15 protein-coding genes are annotated in these 20,085 nt (G+C 64.5%); 1 reads left to right on the top strand and 14 read right to left on the bottom strand.

Features of this window, described 5'->3' with window-relative positions; genetic code table 11:
* Nucleotides 1-35 precede the first annotated feature (35 nt).
* The 14 genes from fadD32 to J1M86_RS04050 form a co-directional block, all read right to left on the bottom strand.
* The gene (fadD32, locus tag J1M86_RS04115) at nt 36-1,934 is read right to left on the bottom strand and encodes a long-chain-fatty-acid--AMP ligase FadD32 (protein WP_206508913.1); all 1,899 of its coding nucleotides are present in this window, start codon (nt 1,932-1,934) and stop codon (nt 36-38) included.
* Between the two features lie 192 nt (nt 1,935-2,126).
* Nucleotides 2,127-3,146: an LLM class F420-dependent oxidoreductase gene (locus tag J1M86_RS04110; protein ID WP_206508912.1), complete on the bottom strand. Its 1,020-nt coding sequence runs from the start codon at nt 3,144-3,146 to the stop codon at nt 2,127-2,129.
* Nucleotides 3,147-3,325: 179 nt separating this feature from the next.
* Nucleotides 3,326-4,273: a cutinase family protein gene (locus tag J1M86_RS04105; protein ID WP_206508911.1), complete on the bottom strand. Its 948-nt coding sequence runs from the start codon at nt 4,271-4,273 to the stop codon at nt 3,326-3,328.
* 11 nt (nt 4,274-4,284) lie between these two features.
* Nucleotides 4,285-4,845 carry a DUF732 domain-containing protein gene (locus tag J1M86_RS04100; RefSeq protein ID WP_075837666.1) on the bottom strand — a complete coding sequence of 187 codons (561 nt, stop codon included), beginning with the start codon at nt 4,843-4,845 and terminating at the stop codon, nt 4,285-4,287.
* Between the two features lie 161 nt (nt 4,846-5,006).
* Nucleotides 5,007-6,893 (bottom strand): alpha/beta hydrolase-fold protein, encoded by a 1,887-nt coding sequence (locus J1M86_RS04095; protein WP_206508910.1) that lies wholly within the window; start codon nt 6,891-6,893, stop codon nt 5,007-5,009.
* Between the two features lie 229 nt (nt 6,894-7,122).
* On the bottom strand, nt 7,123-8,136 hold the full coding sequence (locus J1M86_RS04090) for an alpha/beta hydrolase family protein (protein WP_206509136.1): 1,014 nt from the start codon (nt 8,134-8,136) through the stop codon (nt 7,123-7,125).
* Nucleotides 8,137-8,440: 304 nt separating this feature from the next.
* Complete coding sequence (locus tag J1M86_RS04085; RefSeq protein WP_187346668.1) at nt 8,441-9,433, bottom strand: alpha/beta hydrolase family protein; 993 nt, start codon at nt 9,431-9,433, stop codon at nt 8,441-8,443.
* A 201-nt stretch (nt 9,434-9,634) separates the two neighbouring features.
* Complete coding sequence (gene zomB / locus J1M86_RS04080) at nt 9,635-11,470, bottom strand: flagellar motor control protein ZomB (protein ID WP_274611666.1); 1,836 nt, start codon at nt 11,468-11,470, stop codon at nt 9,635-9,637.
* Between the two features lie 34 nt (nt 11,471-11,504).
* The gene (locus tag J1M86_RS04075; RefSeq protein ID WP_206508909.1) at nt 11,505-12,410 is read right to left on the bottom strand and encodes a decaprenyl-phosphate phosphoribosyltransferase; all 906 of its coding nucleotides are present in this window, start codon (nt 12,408-12,410) and stop codon (nt 11,505-11,507) included.
* Nucleotides 12,407-12,943 (bottom strand): phosphatase PAP2 family protein, encoded by a 537-nt coding sequence (locus J1M86_RS04070; RefSeq protein WP_230555746.1) that lies wholly within the window; start codon nt 12,941-12,943, stop codon nt 12,407-12,409. The genes J1M86_RS04075 and J1M86_RS04070 overlap by 4 nt, the downstream gene beginning before the upstream one ends.
* Nucleotides 12,921-14,828, bottom strand: a complete 1,908-nt coding sequence (locus J1M86_RS04065) for a glycosyltransferase (protein ID WP_206508908.1) — start codon at nt 14,826-14,828, stop codon at nt 12,921-12,923. Before J1M86_RS04065 ends, J1M86_RS04070 begins: the two co-directional genes overlap by 23 nt.
* The gene (glf, locus tag J1M86_RS04060; RefSeq protein WP_206508907.1) at nt 14,825-16,054 is read right to left on the bottom strand and encodes a UDP-galactopyranose mutase; all 1,230 of its coding nucleotides are present in this window, start codon (nt 16,052-16,054) and stop codon (nt 14,825-14,827) included. The genes J1M86_RS04065 and glf overlap by 4 nt, the downstream gene beginning before the upstream one ends.
* Nucleotides 16,055-16,133: 79 nt before the next feature.
* Nucleotides 16,134-16,889: a precorrin-6A synthase (deacetylating) gene (cobF, locus tag J1M86_RS04055; RefSeq protein WP_206508906.1), complete on the bottom strand. Its 756-nt coding sequence runs from the start codon at nt 16,887-16,889 to the stop codon at nt 16,134-16,136.
* Nucleotides 16,890-16,952: 63 nt separating this feature from the next.
* On the bottom strand, nt 16,953-17,696 hold the full coding sequence (locus tag J1M86_RS04050; RefSeq protein WP_206508905.1) for a cobalt-precorrin-4/precorrin-4 C(11)-methyltransferase: 744 nt from the start codon (nt 17,694-17,696) through the stop codon (nt 16,953-16,955).
* A gap of 265 nt (nt 17,697-17,961) precedes the next feature.
* Here J1M86_RS04050 and J1M86_RS04045 point away from each other — a divergent pair, with 265 nt between their 5' ends.
* Complete coding sequence (locus J1M86_RS04045; RefSeq protein WP_206508904.1) at nt 17,962-20,064, top strand: N-acetylmuramoyl-L-alanine amidase; 2,103 nt, start codon at nt 17,962-17,964, stop codon at nt 20,062-20,064.
* Nucleotides 20,065-20,085 lie beyond the last annotated feature (21 nt).

Here is a 20,085-nt window from a genome sequence, read left to right as displayed (position 1 = left end):
AAGTTACGTGTCGAAGGAGTACGGGAGCGCGGACGTCAGTCCGGCAGCTCCGCGTCTGGGAACGCATTCTGCTGGTATCCGCCGCGCAGGGTGCCCTCGATGTAGGCGGCCTTGCATGCACGGCGGGCGATCTTGCCGCTGGAGGTGCGCGGGATGGATCCGGCGGGGACGAGTAGAACGTCGCGGACGGTGACACCGTGGCGGGCGGAGATCGCGGTGCGCACCTCCTCGGCGATGGGCTCCGGGTCGGCCTTGCCGGAGCCGGGCGCACGCTCGGCGACGATGACCAGCTGCTCCGAGCTGTCGTCCGGATCCTTCGTCAGCGCGGCACCCCTGAACTCGAACACGACGTCGGGGAGTTGGTTGAGCGGAACGGCGAACGCGGCCACGAAACCCGGGCGCAGAGCCTTGCTCGCTTCCTGCGCCGAGAACTCGAGGTCCTGCGGGTAGTGATTGCGGCCGTCGACGATGACGAGATCCTTCACACGGCCGGTGATGTAGAGCTCGCCGCCGTGGTAGACGCCGTAGTCGCCGGTGCGCATCCAGTTGGCGCTCTCTGCGGCGCCTTCGGCGTGTGAACCCTCGGCAATGCGGCTCACTAGCTTGTTGTGGAACGTTTCGCTGGTCTCGCGTTCACGTCCCCAGTAGCCCTTGCCGATGTTCTCCCCGTGCAGCCAGATCTCGCCGACGTGATCGTCCGGTACCTCGGTGGCATTGTCGGAGTCGACGATGGTGGCCCACTGACTGCGAGCGACGTACCCGGTCGAGACCTGCGGGATGGCGCCCGGCGCGTACTGATCCACCACGACGAACCGGCCGGCGTTGAGTTCGGTGCGATCGACGTAGACGACCTTCGGCTCGTCGGCGTGCTTGCTGGTGGAGACGAACAGGGTGGCCTCGGCCATGCCGTACGACGGTTTGATCGCCGTCTTCGACAGACCGTACGGGCCGAACGCGTCGTTGAACTTCTTCATCGAGGTCGTGGTGACGGGCTCGCTGCCGTTGATCAGCCCGATCACGTTGGACAGATCGAGTTCCTCACCGTTCTTCGGGAGACCGCGCTGAGCGGCGTGCTCGAAGGCGAAGTTCGGGGCGGCGGCGAACGTGCCGGCGCCGTCGGAGACAGCCGCCAGTTCCTTGATCCAGCGCCATGGCCGCTGCACGAATGCGCGCGGGCTCATGATGGTGATGTACTTGCCGCCCAGTGCAGGCAGGATGACCGTCAGCAGGCCCATGTCGTGGAACATCGGCAACCAGGTCACGCCGCGCGAGTCCTCGTTGATCTCCATGCTGTCGACCATCTGGAGGGCGTTGACGCCCACAGCGCGGTGAGTGATCTCCACACCTGCGGGGGTACGCGTCGAACCGGAGGTGTACTGCAGATACGCGATGTCGTCGAGCTGAGCCGGCGGCTCGACCCACGTCTCGCCGACGCTGTCGGGGATGGCGTCGACTGCGATGACACGGGGACGCTCGGCCGCGGGCAGCGAGCGGAAGAAGTTGCGCACGCCGGCTGCAGAGTTCGTTGCGGTGAGAATGGCCGTTGGGCTGCAGTCGCCCAGGACGGCGTGCAGACGGTCGGTGTGCCCGGGCTCGTCGGGGTCGAACAGCGGGACAGCGATGGTACCGGCGTAGATGGCGCCGAAGAATGCGACGACGTAATCGAGGCCCTGCGGGGCGAGAATCGCGACACGGTCACCGGGCTTGGTCACCTGCTGCAGACGCGCCGCCACCGCGCGCAGTCGAGTCCCGAACTGGGACCAGGTCAGCTCGTGTGCCTCGCCGTCGCGCTCGCGGGAGTAGTCGATGAATCGGTAGGCGAGCGTATCGGCGTTCTCGGCCACGTTCACCTCGACGTGGCGAACCAGCGTCAGCCCCTCAGCGATGGTGATGTGGCCGTTTTCATCGATGTAGTCATCGAATGTGTGGCTCATTTGTGTTCAATCTCCTCCGACGAATCCGCTGCTGCTTCGTTCTCGAACAACGGATCGCGCCCCGATTTATCTACGGCTCACGCATTCCCGAGCAGCGTGAATATTACTAGCTGGTAGCTATTTCGATGACCAATTCATCGTGTCCGCGTCGAACAAACCCGCAGGTCTGCGCGTTTCTTCGACGCACCCGTGTCACTCGCCCTTCAGCAGGTCGATCACAGGCGCGAACGCTTCCATCTGAGTGGGAAAAACCCCAACATAGGACATCGTCGTTTTCTCGCGAACGTTACGGATCTGATCTGCGATCTCCTCGTACGTCCCGAAGGCCAGGTAAGGCGAGGACAGAATGTTGTCCACACTGAGCTTGACGTCCACGTCGACGTTGGGTGGGTAACCGTTGTCCAGCGCGGCCAACGCCATCTCTGCCATCTGCTCGCGATCATCGGTGACCACGATGGTGGTGATGGCCCAGTTCAGTTCGATCTCGTGGAACCGACCACCCGCCGCCTTGCGGATGAGTTCGACACGTTCGAGGGTCTTGTCCAACGTCATGCCGGACAGTAGAAGCTTGCCTTCCTTCGTCGTACTCGGCACCACGGAGATGATGTCGGCGTACTTCGCGGCCAGGGCAAGCATTCGCGGTCCGCCGCCGCCGACACAGATCGGGGGGCGTGGGCCCTGCCTCGGCCGGGGGCTTCCCTTCAAACCGGTGATGGTGAAGTGCTTGCCCTCGAAGTTGCATTCTTTGCCGCGCAGCAGAGTATCGAGGATCACGAGGCTTTCTTCGAGCTTCTCGATACGAATGCCGGGGCGGTCGTACACGATGCCGGCTTTGTCGTACTCCTCGCGCATCCAGCCCGCGCCGAGCCCCAGCTCGAGGCGGCCTCCGGAGAGTACATCGATGGTGGCTGCGTCCTTGGCCAGGATCGCCGGATGCCGAAACCCGTTCGCCAGCACTGCGGTGCCGAGCCGAATCTTGTCGGTGGCGATGGCGAGTGCACCGAGGGCAGCGATGGGACCGACCTGGTTGCCCAGGTGATCGGGGATCATGAAGCTGTCGTAGCCCAGCTCCTCGGCCTGTTGCGCCAGTTTCACGAACTTCCGCGCTCCCCCCTCCTCCGCGTTGCCCTCTCCGCCTGCGGCGAAACGGAACTTGCGCAGCGCCGTGACGTGCCCTTCGGAAGGCAGGTCAGGGGCCTGGGCGGAACTCATGTATAGGTCTCCTCGGTGCGGGCGCTCGGTCGATGGTCAACGCCACTTCGACGCTGGTCCAAGGCGCCACTCTAGCTGTTCGCCACGTGGGAATACACCGGGCATGTCCAGGCCCGTCCGCTTTGTGCCACACCAACAGGGCGGGAACCGCGTCCTCGAGAGAACTCCGCCCCCTTGAGTCAGGAGTGCGGAATCTCCGGAGCGGACTCGACGAGACCCCGCGCCCAGCCGGTCGTCCACTGTGTCGCGGTGGTTCCCGCCTCGTCTACGACGAAGCTGTTGTACGAGGCGTGCACCGGATTTCCGGCGGCCCCGAGCAGAATGTTGATGCTCTGCGGAATGTTGGTGATCGACATCCCCTCCGACGGCGCGGCACAGATGAGATCGCCGGGTGCGCATATCTGTTGGACCTTGCCGTCGAGTTCGCCGAAGCCACCTTCTCGGGCTCCCGTCATCGTGATGCCGGGAAGATCGAGGCCGCCGAGCGCGACCTCGGCACCGACCCCACCGACCGCCGGGCCGACGGCTACTTCGGAGGTTCGCCGGCCGTCGGCGATGAGGGTGACGCCGAGAATTTTGTCGGCGGCGACGGGACCGTTGCCCGCTCCGATATCGGCGGCGATGTCGCCGGCGATCACCGCGCCCTGCGAGAATCCGACCAGGACGTAGTTGGTCAACGGGCAGTGATCACTGACGCGAGTGAGCTCGGCCAGCGTCGCGTCGGCGCCCTGGGTACGGCTGTTGTTGTACGACTGCTGACCGTCCGGAGGGAACGCGATCGGATTGGAGAACTGCGCGACGTACGGGACGGTGAAGACGCTGGCCCGGCTCGGGTCGAACTGCTCCTGCAGCGGACGTGAGACGTTCAACATCAGCGACAACGGGTTGGCTGTCGGGTTGTACGGGTCGTCGAACGCCGAGGACTCCCAGGTACCCGGGATCGAGACGACCACGACGTCCGAGCAGTCCGCCGGTTGCGACTGGGGTTCCTGTGGCGGGGGCAACGGCGACGGAATCCGCTCTGGCAACCGGCCCGCGAGGAGATACCACAACGCGAGGATGATCAGTCCGAGGATCACCACCGCCGCGATCAGCTTGGGTAGCAACCGCCTCTTACGTTTCGCCATCTATAGGTGCCTCAGCAGAACGTGTTCGTAGCGGCGGCGATGTAGATCTGTGCGTCCTCGCCTGCCTGCTCCGCTGTTATCTGAGTTCCGGCCGCGCTCGCCTCCACTCCCACGTTGGCTGTGACGAACGTGGCGATCTCGTCCGCGGGTACGCCCTGCGACTGCGCCGAGCAAATGTAGGTCGCCGTCGATACCGCGATGTCACCGTTGCCCGCGGGCGTGATTCCGTTTTTCTCGAGCTCGGCGAGGAACGCCCGGCCACGATCGTCGACGGGGCTCTCGGTGGGCCCGGGGAAACCTTCGGGAACCGGCTGCGGCTGCTCGGGAGGTGCGGTGGCGGCTTCCCCCGGGCTTGTCGTCACACCTGGAGCGTCCGAGTCCTCCGACTCAGGCGGTGTGGCTTCGGCCGAGGTCGTCGCCGCTGCCGTGGTGGTCTGCGACACGGAGGGCGTCCCCGTGGCAGTGGAGTCGTCGCTGCCGCAGGCGACCAGCATCGTGCCCGCGGCCACGGCGAGGGCACCCATGGACAGGGTTCGAGTCAGAGAAGTTCGCACGGTCGTTGACTTTCGCATATTCAATCCAGTCCTGGAGCACGTTTCTAGGAGCATCCGAGTGGCCGAGTTCGGCGGCAGGTTCATGCAGGGACGGTACAGAGAGTCCTTGAGAATTCTCTGAGTGAACACGAACCAGCCGCCTCGGCGCTGTCGGCATCTCGCCGGCAGCGCCGGTGACGTCACGGGGCGATGGTGACCGTTCCGTCCTTGACGGTGATGATTCCGAACTGGAAATTCTGCTGAATCCCGCCGCCGTCCATCTCGAACTGGTCGCTCGTGATGTACCCGAGGCGGCCGTTCTCGTAGCCCTCGTTCTTCCAGGCGTCGAAGATCTCACCGTTGCGTATGGCCCAAGCGCCGGTCAGCGGACTCCAGTAGATGTTGCCGCCCTCGAACTCGTTGAACCGGCCCCCGTCCCGGAGCGGTCCCATTTCGTTTGTTTTCGGGAAGCCGAGTTGGCCGTTCTCCCAGCCGAGTTGGCCGTACTTGCCCAGGATCATCCCCTGCACCGAGTGCGTACCGTGTTCGGGGCTGTAATACATGGCGCCGATCTCGAAGCCCTGCACTACCCCGGGCTTCGACGGTGTGGCGACCTCGCTGAGAACCGGGTAACCGAGCGGACCGTTCTCGTAGCCCTGGCGTGCCCACTCGTCGAGAATGGCGCCGCGCACCGCATGCGCACCGGTCTGCGGGGTGAAGTAGATCATGCCGTTCTGGAAAGCGTTGACCCGTCCGCGTCCGTCGGGCACCCCGTACTCACCGGTGGTGGGGAAGCCGAGTGGGCCACTCGGCCCACCCGAACCCTGATAGGTGCCGCCGATCGCGCCGGCGACGACATGCGCGCCGGTGTCCGGGGTGAAGAACACCCGGCCGAATCGGAAGTCCTGTGCGCGGCCACCGTCGACGTTGTACTCGGCCGTCAGGCAGTCACCGAGCCAGGCGTTCGCACCGGTGGTATTGCCGATGGCGCCCGCTACGGTGCAAGCAGGCTTGTCCGCCTCGACGCCGAGCGTGTTCGCCAGCTGTGGCCAGAGCTGCTTGAGCTCGAACTGCCAGTACTCCCACGTGTGCAGACCCGAGGGACGGTAGTTGACCTGTGCCGGGATGCCGAGCTTGTTGAGCTTGGTCGCGAACGTCTGCGAGGTCAGACGTGAAAGTATCTCCAGACCCATGCCTGCGTAGTTGGAGCTGACACCCGGGATTCCCGACGGTGGATCGTACGGTCCCGCCACGCCGTTGCCGCTCGAGATGTAGAGGCTCACACCCTCGAGTTGTTCGGCGAGCAGGTACGGGTCGTGCTGGGCCCACAGGTCGTTGGTGGGAGCGCCCCACATCGCCTTGGACGAGAAGCCTCCGGCGTCGGCCATCGCGTACTGGATCGCCTGCGGCATACCGAGCGAGGTGGTCGTCAAGATTCCGGACAAGGAACCGGCGAACTGAAAGAAGCCTTTGTTGCGGGCTGCGAGGAACATCGCCGAGGTGCCGCCCATCGACAGACCGACGACGCCGCGAGTCTGATTGGTACGCCAGTCGTTCTCGAGAATGGGCGGCAGCTCCTTGGTCAGGAACGTCTCCCACTGGTAGTTCTTGCCGTTGTCCTGGTCGACCCAGTCGGAGTAGAAGCTGGACTGTCCGCCGACGGGGAGTACGACGTTGACGTTCTTGTCCGCGAAGTACGACTCGGCATCGGTCTCGGCAGTCCAGCCGTTCTCGGTGTCGGTCGCACGCAGACCGTCGAGCATCCAGACCGACGGGAAGACTGCCTGCGGGTTGATGTTCCAATCGCGGGCGAGCAGCAGCTGAACCTGGATGGGAGTGCCCATCGACGGAGAATCGATCCACAGCGCGACGCGGCGGTCCGACAGCCAGTCGACAGCGGTGACGGTGGCCGCGGACGGAGCCTGCGTGGGGGCGGGCAGCGTAACCGCCGCCGGCGTCGCCTGGGCGATACCTGCGGCGCCGAAGGGGGACATCAACGCTGCCGCGAGCACTGCGGCAGTGGCGGCCCGCCGAGCCTTGTTTCCGGCCGTGGGACGCCGGCCGAAGCGAACAAGCTCAGTGCGCATGGTGGTGACTCTCTTTCTCTTGCTGCTTGCCGAAGTCGCGTGACTACCTCGTCGCAGACCTCTGTAGATGTCTTTTTACACGCGAACTACGCCAGAACCGGAGAGACTCGCTGTGACGGATGGTGCAATTGTGAATCAACGTACCGTGGCAGCCCCCCACGAGCGCACTACCTCGCACGCACGAATGCCGCCCTGCAAGGCAGGACGGCATTCGTGGGACGTCAGCTGATCAGGCGTTCAGAGCTTCGAGGATCTGACCGCGAGCCTTGAACAGCTCCGAGGACCAGTACGGCCAGCTATGGGTTCCGTTGCTCGGGAAGCTGAACGTGGCCGGAATACCGAGCGTGGCCAGGCGCACCTGGAATGCTCGACTGTTGGCCAGGGCCAGGGCTTCGAGGGCCATGCCGTTCGCTGTGTTGTAGAAGTCGATCGGCGCGCTCGGGCGGTCGTACTCACCGGGCAAGCCGCTCGCCGCCGAGATGTACATCGACAGGCCGCGCAGCTGCGGTGCGAAGACGAAGGGATCGTTGCGCAACCAGGCCGGGCTCCAGGGCGGTCCCCACATGGAATCGACGTTGAACCAGGACTGCGAGAGCATCGCGGCGCGGATGGCCTCACGCATACCGGGTGCCGAGATGTTGAGGTAGCCCGACAACGAGCCGGCGAACTTGAACTGGTCGCGGTGGTAAGCGGCCAGTGTCAGGGCGGCGGAACCGCCCATCGAGATACCCAGCACAGCGTTGTTGGTGCGCGAGACGCCGTAGCCCTCGAGATAGGCGGGCAGATCCTCGGTGAGGAAGGTCTCCCACTTGTAGGTCACTTCCTGACCGTTCAAGTTGGACGCCGCGTACCAGTCGCTGTAGAAGCTCGCCTGGCCACCGACTGGCATGACCAGCGTGACATCGTCGCCCGCGAACTGATCCTGCGCATTGGTCTCGAACGACCATGCGTTGCGATCCTCGCGAGCACGCAGGCCGTCGAGCAGGTACAACGCCGCGTTGCCGCCACGTGCAGCCCACTGGACCTGAACCTTGATGGGGCCCATATCCGAGGGAACGAAGAGATCCTCACGACCACCGGCAGGCGCCGTGTGCGCGATCGCGCCCGGAGCTGCCACTGCAACTGCGCCGCCGACCATTCCTGCTGCGATGGGAACCACCAGCGCAGCAGCGCTCACTCCGAGGAGGCGCTGGCGCCACCTCTGAGACAGTCTCGGTCTGGTCTTGAGGCCGGCAAATCGCATGGATCGTGCTCTCTCTCTCGTCTTCTGCGGTTCCGCGGTCATGCGGTACCCGCTCTTCCCAACAGGGCGGTTCTCGGCCCTGTCGGGCCGCAGTGAAGGTATTCAGTCGTGGTCACTCAAGGCGAGCAAAGTGGACACTAAGCCATCTTTCGGCCCATTAGCAACACTGTGATCTTCATCTCAGGTTGGAAAAACGGCCGGTAACAGACTGTGACCTTAACCCGCACGAACCCCCGCTGACCACCCATGTCGGACAGTGAATCGTCACAGAACAAGATGATGAGCGGGGGTCGAGTGGGGAATATCAGCCGATGTGCGCGCTCAGGTCAGGCGCCATGATGTGCACCTGCTCCTGCCAGTAACCCCACTGGTGGGTTCCGACGCCAGGGAAGGCGTACGTCACGTTGTTCGCACCGATGCTGGCCATGCGGATCTGGAATGCGCGGCTGTTCGCCAACGCAATTGCCTCGAGGCCCATGCCGTTGGCGGTGTTGTAGTAGTCGATGAAGCTTCGCGGCTGATCGAGCCCACCGGGCAGGCCGCTACCGGCGAAGACCCACACGCGAGTGCCGTTGTCGCGAAGGCGCGGCGCGAAGACGAACGGATCGTTGCGTAGCCACGCCGGATCCCAGGGTGGTCCCCACATGGCGTCGATGTTGAAGCGGCCCGAGTCGAGCAGCGCCAACCGCATTGCTTCACGCATGCCTGGTGCCGAGATGTTCAGGTATCCCGAGAGCGAACCGGCATACGAGAACTGGTCGGGGTAGTACGCGGCCATTGTCAACGCCGCGCTGCCGCCCATCGAGATACCGACGACACCGTTTCGGTTGGGGTTGAAGCCGAGACGGCCTGCGAGCTCGTTGCGCAGGTTCTGCGTCAGGAATGTCTCCCACTTGTAGGTCGTCTGCTGGCCGTTGAAGTTGGAAGGTGCGTACCAGTCGGAGTAGAAGCTCGACATGCCACCGACCGGCTGTACGACGTTGATGTTGTATGCGGCGAGATGTGCGCCCGCGTCCGTCTCGTGCTCCCAGCCGGAGATGTCGTTGGTGGCACGCAGACCGTCGAGGAGGTACACCACTCGATCGGTGTTTCCGTCGGCTGCACGCCAGATTCGACTCTTGATCGGACCCATGGAGGAATCCACCACGAAGTCGAACGCGCGCGGGTCGAATGCGGCGTTGGCCGTCGCGCCGGTTCCGGCGACTGCCAGTCCGAGAGGCAATGCCACAGCCATCACCAGAGAGGTGACAATCCGGCGGAAGCGCCCCCCGGCTCCCTTGTTCGTTCTACCCAGCATGCATTCGACCTCTCAGCAGTGACGATGACCCGCAGAAACCTGCGGGTCACCCATTTCGGCGACGTGAAACCGGCCATCGGGGCCAGAGCAGTCACACATATCTTTCGCATACATCGACCCAGAGGCGCCGTACGTTACGAAAACGAGATATCCCATTTTGGCTACCGGGTAGTTACGACGCAACTCGATCGATCCTAAGGGTCAATTGTCGGACCTCGGAATCGGTGGCTCCAAACCACATCTCTGTAATTCGTATTCCGGGATGCGGTCGAACCGATATCCCGCATAGAAAAACGACCGCTTGAAGTTTCTGACGAACAATTCGCGGGTCAATGGCGCGCGGTACGAGGTCAACAATTCTTGCGTATCGGGGCAGGTCAACGCCACACTCGCATCGGCAACCCAGTCCTCGTCCATGTACCAGGGCAAGAACGGATGCTCGTCGACGAGACCGAGATCGGCTACCACCCAGTCCGGGAAGAGGCTCTTGTCGTGCCCGATACGGCCATTCTCGAGACGTTCGGTATGCGAGGCCAAGGGATATGCCAAGCCCATCTGATCGATCACTCGTACATCGAGACCGACATTCATACTGGTCATACCCAGGTTCAAGAAGTAGACCGTGTGACCGACGCCGCCCGGGGGAATCGGCAGCGGTGGCGGCACCACATCCCAGTAGGTGAATTGCGCACTCGGCAGGAGCAGACCACCGTCGGGAGTGTTCTCGATGGCCGCAACCATGGGACGCATCCGCGGATAGTCCAGGTAATCCGCAGCAAGAATCGGATGGGCGTGGCCGGTGTTCAATGCGTAGAAAGCGCGCTCGTCGACGATCCCTGTGCGACCGACGATCGCACCCTCCGGCATCCCCGTGGTGTTCGCTGCGAAGAACGCCCAGATGACCGTGGTGACCCAGACGAGGCCGCCCACCGCGAAGGTCGCCGTCGCCCGCGCATCGGATCTGCTCGCCGGAACCGTCAGTTTCAGGATCGCCACAGGCAGTAGAAGCGTGAACAGCGCCGGCAGCAACGTGCGACCGTGCATGAAGTCTCCGCCGACTCGGACGGCGTACAGCAGCGAAAGGACGCCCCCGAGCAGCGCGAACGCGACTACTGCCGTCGGCGTCCGCAACGACCGCTGCACATCGCCGACGTTTGCGGGGACGGTGAACCGCGGTCCCCGCGAAGCGGTGACGATGCCTGCGACGAGAAGCAGTACCAGTGGCAACAGCAGCATGTAGGGGCCGAGGAGGTTCCAGAGATAGTTCATGCCCTGCGACCATTTGGCGCCGCCCGCATCCTTCGAGACCGCTGTGTTGGGGTACGGCAGTCCGTAGTAACCCATCCGCCAGATCTGATAGAGGATCGGCGTCGCGCCCGCGATCGCAAACACGAAGAACCGGCTCACCCATGTCTGCGGAGCCAGAAAGATCATCACCAGCGCGAGGGCGGACAGAATGACCAGTTCGGGCCGGACCAACGGACCCAGACCGGCCCAGAAGGCGAGAAACAGCACCGCAGGCGGGCCGACATCCCGGGTCGCCCATCGAACCATCATCAGCCACAGCAGCGCGATCCAGAAGATGACCAGGCAGGTTTCCAAACCCGATGTGGCGAAATCCCGTGCCGGCGGCAGCGCAATGTATACGAGCACGCCCGCGGGGAGATAGAGAGTCGCACGTGCGGTAACGCTGTCCGTGTGGAGCGCATACGTGCCCAGCATCGCCACCACTACTGCGGCCGTCGAGAGCACCAGCGCAATGGTGAGGACGACGTACTCGAGGCGCGCCTCGCTGAGCCAGCTGACCGCATACACCAGGTAGGTCCAGACGGTGCTCGTATTGGCCTCGACCCGCTCGCCCGCATTGAAGACCGGACCGTTTCCGGCCAACAGATTGCGGACGGTGCGCAGGACGATCAAGCCGTCGTCGGCGATCCACCGTCGCTGCCAGGCGCCGAGCAGGAAGAGCAGAGCCGTAACCGCGACTCCCGCACCGAAAACAGCCCTGTTCAGCCGACGACCGGATCGGCTCGTCAGCCCCCCGCTCGTCGGCCCCCCGCTCTTCAACTCGTCAGGCGAGGTAGACAGCGACACCCACTACTCCGATCCACGCAAGGGCAAGCACCTGCAACACCCTGTCGCCGAGCGCGATCTCTTCGGGCTCGCCTGCTTCGCCACCATCGACGTCCACCGCGTATCGCAGGATAGCGATCGTGAACGGAATCATCGAGATCGCGAACCAACTCGTGGCGTTTTCGGCGTCTTGTTCGAAGGCCCACAATCCATAGCAAAGCACGACTGCGGTCGCCGACAGTGTCCAGACGAATCGAAGATACGTCGTGGTGTAGTTCTCGAGCGACTTGCGGATCTTCGCACCGGTGCGTTCGGCCAGTTGGAGCTCGGCGTAGCGCTTACCCGCTGCCATGAACAGTGAACCGAAAGCCATGATCAGCAGGAACCACTGCGAGAGCGGAATCGACGCCGCGGCACCACCGGCGATGGCGCGCAGCAGGAAGCCGGAGGACACGATGCAGATATCGAGCACAGCCTGATGCTTGAGTCCGAAGCAGTAGGCCAGTTGAATGACGATGTAGATGCCGATGACGAGGGCGAGCTGCCAGTTCGCGAGGAACGAGAGACCGATGGCGGCGAGGAAGCTGACGATCGCCATGGCGTAGGCCAGGTTGACCGGCAGCACGCCTGCGGCGATCGGACGGAACCGCTTGGTCGGGTGCGCGCGGTCGGCGTCGACGTCCAGCGCGTCGTTGACCAGGTACACGCCCGAGGCGGCGAAGCAGAACACCACGAACGCCAGCGCGACGGGCAGCAACACATCGATCTGGGTCGCCGAGCCAGCCGCCAGCGGAGCGGCGAGCACGAGTACGTTCTTGACCCATTGGCGCGGCCGGAGGGCCTTGATCACCCCGTCGAGAAGGTTCTTCGGTGGTGCGCCCAGGGGAGCTGCTTCCTCGCTCATTTGTCTCCTTCGAACTTGCACACGGCGGCTGCGGACAAAGCGCCGAGCGCTGAGCCGGCAAGTACGTCGGTGGGATAGTGGACGCCCAGTACCAGCCGCGAGAGCATCATCGGTGGTACCAGAACTGCAGCTACCGGCAGACCCGTGAGTCTGCCGAGCAGCAGGGCGGCGGCGGTCGTCGACGTTGCGTGCGAGGACGGGAAGCTCAGTTTGCTCGGAGTCGAGACGTTGACTCGAACCGAAGGGTCGCTGGGTCGAGGGCGGCGTACAACCCGCTTGATCACGATCGACGCAGCGTGCGAACCGACTGCGCCCACGGCGACACCGGCCCACTGACGCCTACGCGTGGGATCGAGTGCGGCACCGACGCCGGCGATCGCAACCCAGCCGAGGGCATGCTCACCGAAATGTGACATACCTCGTGCCACCGAGATCGCCGCTGGTTGCGCACCGACTGTGGCCTGGACCTTCGCCAGAATCCGCACCTCGGCTGGGGCCTCGTCCTGATTCTTACGCCTCGTAACGAAAGACACGTTCCCAGGTTTCCTTACTGGTGAGGTGAGGTACGGCGTCGCGGTAGCGAGCCTTCAGATCGGGGAAACGGCGAGCGAGCTCGCTGCGTAGCGCCATCGCTTCCTTGAACAGGGCGGCGGCCTCGTCGCGGTCACGCTTGCGGTAGACGACGCCCCGGCCGTCGGCGGTAGTGACGGTGACGCCATCGACCTGCGAGAGCAGGAACCACCGCGCATCCAGCGTGGGTACGTTGAGCTGCGGTCGCTCGTGGTGACGCGTATGAGCGGGCCGGACGCTGTGCACGAGGCCTTTCGCGAGGCGGCCGATCTTCGCCAGCGGATTCTTCGGCATGCCTACCGAACCCACCTCTTCACCCGAGGCGAGGGGGAGCTCCGTAGACGAACCCACCACGACAGCGTCGGAGTAGGTCTTGCGCAGTGCGTGCACCTCACCGAGCGAGGTAGGGAGGATATCCAGGATGTGCTCGGGGCCCGCGAGGAAGTCACGGATCGCCTTGTTCTGAATGGCGACGGTCGAGTATTCCAGGCACAGCAGGTGCTTGACGGTGGCCTTGACGGTGTCGAGGACGAGGCCGCGGCCGTTGCCCGGCATGTGCAGCGCCGCGACGACGAGGCGGTTGCGCAGGTGGAAGTACGCCTGCCAATCGATGGCGTCGTCCTTGTCGCTCCAGGCCATGTGCCAGATCGCGGCGCCCGGCAGCGTGACCGTCGGGTAGCCGGCATCGCGTGCACGCAAGCCGTACTCGGCGTCGTCCCACTTGATGAACAGCGGCAGAGGTTGACCCAGCTCCTCGGCAACGACACGCGGGATCATGCACATCCACCAGCCGTTGTAGTCGACGTCGATGCGCCGGTGCAGCAGCTTGCTCGAGCGCAGTGGCTCCTCGCTGAAGTCGTGGTCGTACTCGACGTTCTGGGCGGCAGTCCACATGAAGTTGCTGCGATCGATCACTTCACCCATCACGTGCAGGTGGCTGCGTGCCTGCAGGTTGAGCATCTGGCCACCGACGAGCGTCGGGACCTTCGCAAATCGCGACATCGCGAGCGCTCGCAGAATGGAGTCCGGCTCGATCTCGATGTCGTCGTCCATGAACAGGATGTGCTGGCAATCGGTGTTGGTCAGCGCCTCGTACATGATGCGGCTGTACCCGCCCGAACCGCCGAGGTTGGCCTGGTCGTGGACCGCCAAGCGGCCTCCGAGGGCTGCGGCGGCCGCGTCGAATCCGGGCTCGTCCTTGGCTTTGCGGGTGCCCTGATCAGGCATGATGACGGCCTTGACGACACCAAGAACCAGCGGGTCGGAGCAGATGGCGGCAAGTGCCTTCACGGCGTCGGTCGGCCGGTTGAAGGTAGGGATTCCGATGGCGACGCTCGCCTCGCCCGGTGCCTCGACGGGCGCGAACCACCCTGCGCTCTCGAGCACGACCTCGGAATCGGAGGTGATGTCGAACCAGATCCAGCCACCGTCCTCGAACGGACCGAGATCGATCATGAACTCCTGCGCGGCATCACCGTCGACGGCCTCGCGCCCCTCGACGTGGATGCGCGAGGCATCGGCCTTCGAGCGGTAGATGTCGATGCGGCAGTGGCCGGAGACCTCGATGCGCAGTACGACGGACTGCAGCACGCTGTAGCGCCGCCAGTAGCTCGCCGGGAAGGCGTTGAAGTACGTGCAGAACGACACCTCGGACTCGGCGCCGACGGCGAGCGAGGTACGCGAGAGCGAATGCGCCCGTCGCGCGTTGGTCGTCGCTTCCTCCAAATACAGGGTGCGCACGTCGAGCGGCTCGCCCGAGCGCGGCAGCAGTACGCGCTGCAGCAGCGATTTACCCATGACCGGGACGACATCGGCGACGCCGTCCTCCAGCAGATGCTTGGCCGTCATTTGTCCCCTGTCAGGGCTGCGCCCGATTCGAAGTGCGGAGCGAGGGTGTTGTCGTACAGGTTGAGTGCGCTGGCGATGGCCATGTGCATGTCGAGATACTGGTAGGTGCCGAGGCGGCCACCGAACAGGACATTGTTGGACGCCGTTTCTGCCTTGGCGCGTTCCCGGTATGCCTCGAGCTTCTGGCGATCGTCGGGCGTGTTGATCGGGTAGTACGGTTCGTCGTCCGACTGGGCCGCGCGGCTGTATTCACGCATGATCACGGTCTTGTCGGTCGGGTACTCGCGCTCCGGATGGAAGTGCCGGAACTCGTGGATGCGGGTGTACGGCACGTCGCCGTCGTTGTAGTTCATCACCGGCGTGCCCTGGAAATCACCCGTCGGCAGCACCTCGGTCTCGAAGTCGAGGGTGCGCCATCCGAGTTCGCCCTCGGAGTAGTCGAAGTACGCATCGAGGGGGCCGGTGTAGACGATGGGGGCGTTCGGGCTTTCGGCGGTGAGCTCGGAGCGCACGTCGAACCAGTCCGTGTTGAGACGAACCTCGATGAGGTCGCTGCTCGCCATGTTCTCGAGCCACGCGGTGTACCCGTCCACGGGCAGGCCCTCGTAGGTGTCGTTGAAGTAGCGGTTGTCGAAGTTGTAGCGCACCGGCAGGCGAGAGATGTTGCCCGCGGGCAGCTCCTTCGGATCGGTCTGCCACTGCTTCGCCGTGTAGTCACGTACGAACGCCTCGTACAGCGGACGGCCGATCAGCGAGATCGCCTTCTCCTCGAGGTTCTGCGCATCCTTCGAATCGATCTCGCTGGACTGCTCGGCAATGAGTGCCCGAGCCTCCTGCGGCGAGTAGTACCTACCGAAGAACTGCGAGATCAGGCCCAGCCCCATCGGGAACTGGTACGACTGCCCCTTGTACATCGCATAGACCCGATGCTGGTAGCCGGTGAAAGCGGTGAACTTGTTGACGTACTCCCACACCCGCTCGTTCGAGGTGTGGAACAGGTGAGCGCCGTACTTGTGGACCTCGATACCGGTCTCCGGCTCAGCCTCCGAATACGCGTTCCCGCCCAGGTGATGGCGTCGATCGAGAACGAGCACTCGCTTGCCCAGCTGCGAGGCCGAACGCTCCGCAACGGTGAGGCCGAAGAACCCCGACCCGACGACAATGAGGTCGTATCGACCGGTCGAAGAGGCGTCGGAACTGGCAGGGGAAGAAGATACGGCAGTCACGGGCAACCAGGGTATCCGACGAGCGGCTCCGTGCCGGACACCATGGTCACTCCGCTGGCTACGCTCCTGCACACCATGGTCACTCCGCACTCGACCTCAGTAGGTAAGTGTCCATCACCCAGCCGTGCTGGGCCTTGAGCGCCGCCCGCACCCGCTCGATCTCACCGATCACCTCGTCGAGCGGACCGGCCACCAACTGTTCATCGTCCGTTCCCAGGTTCGCTCCCCAATGAATACCCCACCGACCGGTCCCAACAAGCTCGCGGCAGGCAAGGCCACCGTCGAGCATCACCACGATGTTGTCGGCACCGGCCAGGACGTCACCCGGCAGTGCGCGCCCGGTCGTGATCACGATGGGGCCGCCGACGCGATTGAGGACTATCCGGTGCGCCGCAGCGAGCATCGCCACGCTGCTGATCCCAGGCGTCACATCGAAGTCGAAGTCGAGCGTCCCGAAATCACGAACGCGTTCGATCACCCTGATGGTGCTGTCGTACAGGGCAGGGTCCCCCCAGACAAGAAATCCGACCGTCACGTCGGCGTCGAGCCCGAACAGCACCTTCTCGTACGCGCGCGCCCGGGCGTCGTGCCAATCGGCGACCGCGGCGCCGTAATCGCGGGGCGTCCGATCCCGCTCGGGATCGGGAACAGAGATGACGCGGTACTCGCCCGGGACGTGCCGACGGAGTATCTCGGTGCGGACCTGCGCGAGATCGCCGACGGCCTCGCCCTTGTCCGCGACGAGGAACACGTCGACCTCGTTCAACCTCGCGACCGCCTGGGCAGTGACGTGATCGGGATGCCCACTACCGATTCCGATGAGATGGATTCTCACACTTTCCTCTGATTCATTCCGCAGGCTCCACTCACACTTTCCAGTTCATTCCGCAGGCTCCACTCACGGCCTGACCCGGCAGGCGTCGTAGAGGTGCGACTCGGCTCCCGGCGTGCGGCCCACCGCTGGCCCGACGAGAATCACCGCTGCCTGACGCAGGTCGGCGGCCTCGACCTGATCGGCGATATCGGCCAGAGTGCCGGTGAGGACCAGTTGATCCGGTTTGCTCGCATGGAAGACGACAGCCGCCGGGCAATGAAGGCCGTACTCGCCGACGATCTCCTCGACAAGCACCCGGATGCGCGTGATCGCCAGGTGCAGCACCAGCGTCGACCTGGTCGCCGCGAAGCGGGAGAGCGTCTCGGTGTCCGGCATCACCGTCGAACGCGCCTGGGTGCGCGTCAGAACCACCGATTGGGTCACTTCGGGAACGGTCAGTTCGACGCCGAGAGTCGCTGCCGCCGCCGCATAGGCGGGCACACCCGGCGTGACATCCCAGGGCACACCCGCTGCGTCCAGACGCGCGGATTGCTCGGCCAGCGCCGAGTACAGCGACGGGTCGCCCGAGCAGAGCCGCGCCACATCCTGGCCTCGCTCGTGTGCCGCGACGAGTTCACCGGTGATGGTGTCGAGGTCGAGTTTCGCGGTGTCTACCAGACGGACGTCGTCCGGGCAGTGCGCCAGGATCTTCTCGTCGATGTAGGTACCGGCGAACACACACACCGGACTGCGACGGATGTGCTCGACAGCGCGAAGAGTCAGCAGGTCGGCAGCACCCGGTCCTGCGCCGATGAAGTGAACTGTCACAACCGTGAGAGTAAGCGGTGGGTACGACGCGCCGCGCCGACGGTCAATACTGGCGCTGGCTAACTCTCAAGCTAAGGTTTAGCCTTGTGTCTGATGATGATGCTGTTGCGCATGTGACTCGAGCATAGTCTCACCCGCCACATGCATAACAACGGCATCACAAGCCAGTTCTGATCGGAAGCAATTCGCGTCGCACCGTCGCAGGATGCTTCGTGGGCTGTCGAGCACCACGACAACCCGCACCTACACACCAGGGAGTACCGCCTTGCACCGTCGAACGAAGCCGTCGATCGTTCTCGGCGCCGTCGCCTTGCTTGCTGTCGCGAGTCCCTTCGCGGTCTACAGCATCTCCGGCGACGCCGCGTCCACCGATATTCGAGCGGCCAACGAGACCACCCCTGTGACCGTTCCTACTCAGATCATCGAAACAGCGCTGAGTGCAGCACCGGACATCGTCATACCCCTGAGCGAGTTGACGGGCCTGCCGCTGCCCGACCTGCGCCTGTCCGATCTGCAGTACCTGCCGCTGCCGGAGAACATCACTCTCCCCGAGATCCCCGAGATCCCCGAGATCCCAGGCCTGACGGTGCCAGCCCCGACGAACCCGTCCGCCCAGGCGCCGGTACCCGAACTGGGCCGCAACAACGTCTCCGCGCCGCTCCCGGTCGCCCCGCCCGCAGTGGACGCCGCGGACGACCCGGGCACACCGCTGGGTGCCGTTGTCAAAGAACTGACGCAGGACACCCCGTTCAGCATGGTCGCGCTCACCTCACCTGCCATCGACGGCACCGTCGCGCAGGTTCGCCGCCAGCTCGAGGACGGGTCGTGGGGGCCGTGGATCACCACCGAACCCATCGAGAGCGACAGCAGTGACGGCGCACCGACGGACGGACGGCAGGGCACCGAACCGGTGTTCGTCGGCTCGACCAACGCCGTTCAGCTCCTGATGACGCCCCGGGCCACCCCGGTGTCCGCACCCGTTCCGGCTCCGGCCCCCGAAGCAGCACCGGCCCCCGAAGCAGCACCGGCGCCCGAAGTAGCACCGGCACCCGAGCAGGAGCTCGGCTACACACCCGCCTCGGTGACCAAGCCGCTGCGGCAGCAGGAGAATGCAGTCGCCGCTGCCGTCGAGGACATCAGCGCCGTACTGATCCAACCCGGCAGCTCCCCCGCCGACTCGGCGCTCGCCGACATCGCGACTCCGGTCGCCGGGAACGCCGGCCCCAAGGTGATCTCCCGCGCACAGTGGGGCGCCGACGAATCGATCCGCTGCAAGACACCCACGTACGACGACTTCATCGGCGGCGCAACGGTTCACCACACCGCGGGCAGCAACGACTACTCGCGGACCGAGTCCGCGGAGATCGTCCGGGCCATCTACGCGTACCACGCACAGACCCTCGGGTGGTGCGACGTCGGCTACAACGTTCTCGTCGACAAGTTCGGCCAGATCTTCGAGGGCCGCGCCGGTGGACTGGACAAGGCCGTTCAGGGCGCGCACGCCGGTGGATTCAACGAGAACACCATGGGCATCGCGATGATGGGTGACTACAGCTCGGAGTCACCGTCGCAGGAAACCCTCGACTCGGTGGGCGAATTCCTCGGATGGCGTCTGGGCCAAGCAGGCCTCGACCCCGAGGGTGAGACCACCATGATCTCCGAGGGCACCGACTTCACCTTCATCGGGCGCGGCCAAAGCGTCGATCTCCCAGTGATTTTCGCGCACCGTGACGTCGGAAACACCGCATGCCCAGGTGACGGCGCCTACGCCAAGATGGACGAGATCCGCAGCATCGCGGCGGCAAGTCTCGGCGGCGGCGGGTCGGACGAGTCCGCAGATACTCCCACGCAGGAAACCGAGGACACCGAGGACACCCCGGACACGCCGTCATCACCCAGAACCGACGCCAGTAGCGCTCTCGGAGAGAACATTCCGGCATTGGTCGACGAACTGGTTCGCCTCGCCAGCTCCAACCCTGTCGCCAAGAAGTGGCTCGACACGGGCGGAGAGACCGGCATCCTCGGCACCCCGATCAGCGGACTCGTCCAGGTCAGCGGCGGCGGCGAGGCCGCCCAGTTCCAGAACGGCTCGATCTTCACTTCACTTGCCGGACAGGCAGTTGCAGTGATCGGAAAGATTTTCGAGCAGTTCATGGCCCTCGGCGGCGAGGACGGCGAACTCGGACTCCCGACGACCGACGAGTACCCGGTACCCGGCGGCCTGCGGACCGATTTCGAGAACGGCTCGCTGATCTTCAACGAGCTCACCGGCATCGTCACCACGGTCATCCGGACCTACAACGACACCTACGAAGAGCACATGCTCAGCGGACCGGCACCGGAGCCCGCTCCCGCTCCCGCTCCCTGACAGTGACAACCGATGGCCCTC

It is taken from the genome of Rhodococcus sp. KRD197, assembly GCF_017168235.1.
Lineage (GTDB): Bacteria > Actinomycetota > Actinomycetes > Mycobacteriales > Mycobacteriaceae > Rhodococcoides.
The sequence above is the reverse complement of the archived record's forward strand: the minus strand, read 5'-3'. Positions and strand labels throughout refer to the sequence as shown.